This window comes from uncultured Mesonia sp., assembly GCA_947499595.1.
In the GTDB taxonomy this organism is placed as follows: domain Bacteria; phylum Bacteroidota; class Bacteroidia; order Flavobacteriales; family Flavobacteriaceae; genus Mesonia; species Mesonia sediminis.
In genome coordinates this window covers 1-2,740 of sequence record CANMOY010000021.1, presented here as the reverse complement: position 1 = coordinate 2,740, position 2,740 = coordinate 1, and the positions used below count along the sequence as shown (strand labels likewise).

Here is a 2,740-nt window from a genome sequence, read left to right as displayed (position 1 = left end):
CAAGAGCCGTGTGAGGGGAGACTTTCAAGCACGGTTCTGTGAGAGGCTTAGGGTGAAATTCCCTTTGTCTACTCGATCACAAAACCGTTAGCTACAATGTTGAAAAAAAGCATATTTATAATATTAGTTACATATTCGACAATTATTTCTTGTCAACAAAAAGCGTATGCACAAACTCTAGAACCTTATAAAATTGATAGTCTTTGGGGATTTAAAGAAAGTAATGGAAATGTGAAAATTGAACCGCAATTTCAATATGCAAAGGTGTTTACGAACAATTTTGCCGTTGTCGCAAAGAACAATAAACTCGGATTAATAAACAAAGCAAATAAAATCATCATACCATTTGAATATGAATATTTAAAGCATCTTAAGAACGATAAATTTATATTTGGTTATCGAGCAAAATATTTTGGCGAATATAATTTGGGTATAATCGATACATTAAATAATGTTTTGATTAAACCAATCTATAGTAGAATTAAGCTTAAAAATAATATTTTAGAAACTGTAATTCAAGAAGATAGTATAATTGAAAAAGGAGTAATTGGTGATACTCGTTCTATCAAAAATAAACGTGGATTAATAACGCTAAATGGAGAAAGAATTTTGCCGAATGAATTTGATTATATAAGTTGGTTAGAAAATGGTTTAATAGTTTTAAGTAAAGATAATCTTCAAGCATTGTATAATCCAGACGGAACGAAATTGACCGAATTTGATTATATAGTTATTGGAGAATTTAATAACGGATTGTCTAAAGTTCGAAAAGGAGATAAGTATGGTTTTATTAACAAAAATGGTAAACTAAAAATCCCAACCGAATTCGATATGTGTTATCCATTTGAGAATGGATTTTCGAGAATTGAATTAAATGATAAATGGGGAATAATAGATACGAACGGAAAATATGTTTACGAACCGAAATATAGTTTCGAAGAAATGAAAAAGCGCATAAAAACACTGTAGCTAATAACTAAGCGTTCAATAACTAAGCGTTCGTGTGGCCGGTACAGCCTGTCCCGACTTCTTTTTACGGGAGCCTAACATGAACGCCGTGTTGACTAACCCGGCTGTTTTTATGTTGGTACTATGGGGTTTAATCTATTGCTGTGCTGCCCTTTTAGAGATGATTAGCCACATTTCTTTTCTTAGCGGTAGACTTAGGATACCCAAAAAGCTTATAATTTGAACCTCTTTGCGTATTGAATGGTTTATTGCTATCCCCGACAGTGCGCGGTTGCATCGCGTTCTTCTTGCCTTTTAAACCGAGTCAACTCGACTGGTTAAATCTCACTCTAACACATTCACTCCTCAATAACTTAGTTACACTTTATCCAATAAAGAAATTGTTTTAAAAGTGTATATTTGGGTGAATATAACGAGTTGGCAACAATGTAATTACTGAGATTTTTATTAATGAACAAATTCACATTCTATCACGTACTTAATGAAAAAAAGGAAAATAATATTGAAAAAATCTTTCAAGAAATTAAGAATCAAATAATCATATACCATCGACAATTCAACTTGACATTAAAAAGTTATAAGAAAGAATGGAATGATGAATTGAAAAAAAATGATGATTCATATGAAAAACAGAGAAAAAAATCTGAGAAAATATACAATAAGGCAATAGAAGAATATGGAGACGATGTTTACGCTCATACATATGCTAACAATGCTTCTGGACTTAGCGTAATTGCTCATCAACATCAAAGCACTAAAGAAGATATTGATAGAGAGTATGAAGAGTTTCTAGATCTTTACAGTAAATCGATATTGATTGCTTTATATAGCCTAAATGAGAGTGAATTAAATAGAATAGCGGTAGTTTCTTCAGAGATTTTAAATAAAAAGATAAAACCTTCGCATTTCGATTCTCGGAATTATCTGATTTCATCTATAACATACTTAAACCTGGTAATAGAAATAGAAACAGAAACACTGGAGAAATATATAACCAGTTTTACCCAATATCAATATCTTAGAAATGGTATAGTGCATAATTCTTCAAAGTTTAAAGAAGACAAAACTTTAAAGACAATACAATCAAAATTTAAAGATGCAATCTCATTAAATAAGGCAACTGGAAATCTTAGAATAAGGAAAGCCTCATTTATAAAAGATTATTTTCAGATAATTAAAGAGTTTTACGAGAATTTATTATGGCAAGTTGACTTAAGTCAAGATTCTATAATTGTAAAAAACGGTCTTAATCATTGGATAAAAGCTCTAAATAATAAGTCAGAAATAGAGCAATTTAAATATGAAAAATTTACAGAAAAGGAAAAGTTGCTTTCTTTCAAAGTAAAATCTAATAATGAGGAACTTCGTGATTTTGATTTAAAGATTATTTTTAAAAAATCAGAAAATAGAACATTTGAATTGACAGATCAAACAGGTGATGAAATGATCAATGAATTTTTAATTTATGAGAAAAAATTAGAAGGTGATTATTTAGTTGATATTATTAAACCATTCGATTTTATTTATACGAATTACTATATAAAAATTTTAGCTTATTAAATTACACAGTTGCCAACAACGTATAACGCAAATGGCGGGTTTGTTAGAAAAGAACTAAATTAGTTTCCATAACAAAAAAAATCGTTAAGCCGACAAATCCGCTTCCATAATTCCGCGCCACTTGTCGTTATACAAGACCGTCAGACTGTCTCAAAACCATGCCATCATTGCAGTCTTTTTTTAAGGATATATTTTTAATTTTTTTTATCTT

The 2,740-nt window shown here is 30.0% G+C and carries 2 protein-coding genes; both read left to right on the top strand.

Going from position 1 to position 2,740, the window contains the following annotated elements:
- The first annotated feature begins 96 nt into the window (after positions 1-96).
- Positions 97-969, top strand: coding sequence for a WG repeat-containing protein (locus tag ACH2AZ_RS12350; protein ID WP_394908086.1), 873 nt, complete (start codon positions 97-99; stop codon positions 967-969).
- A gap of 450 nt (positions 970-1,419) precedes the next feature.
- A complete protein-coding gene (locus tag ACH2AZ_RS12345) occupies positions 1,420-2,529 on the top strand; it encodes a hypothetical protein (protein WP_394908085.1) in 1,110 nt (369 codons plus the stop codon).
- Positions 2,530-2,740: the final 211 nt, after the last annotated feature.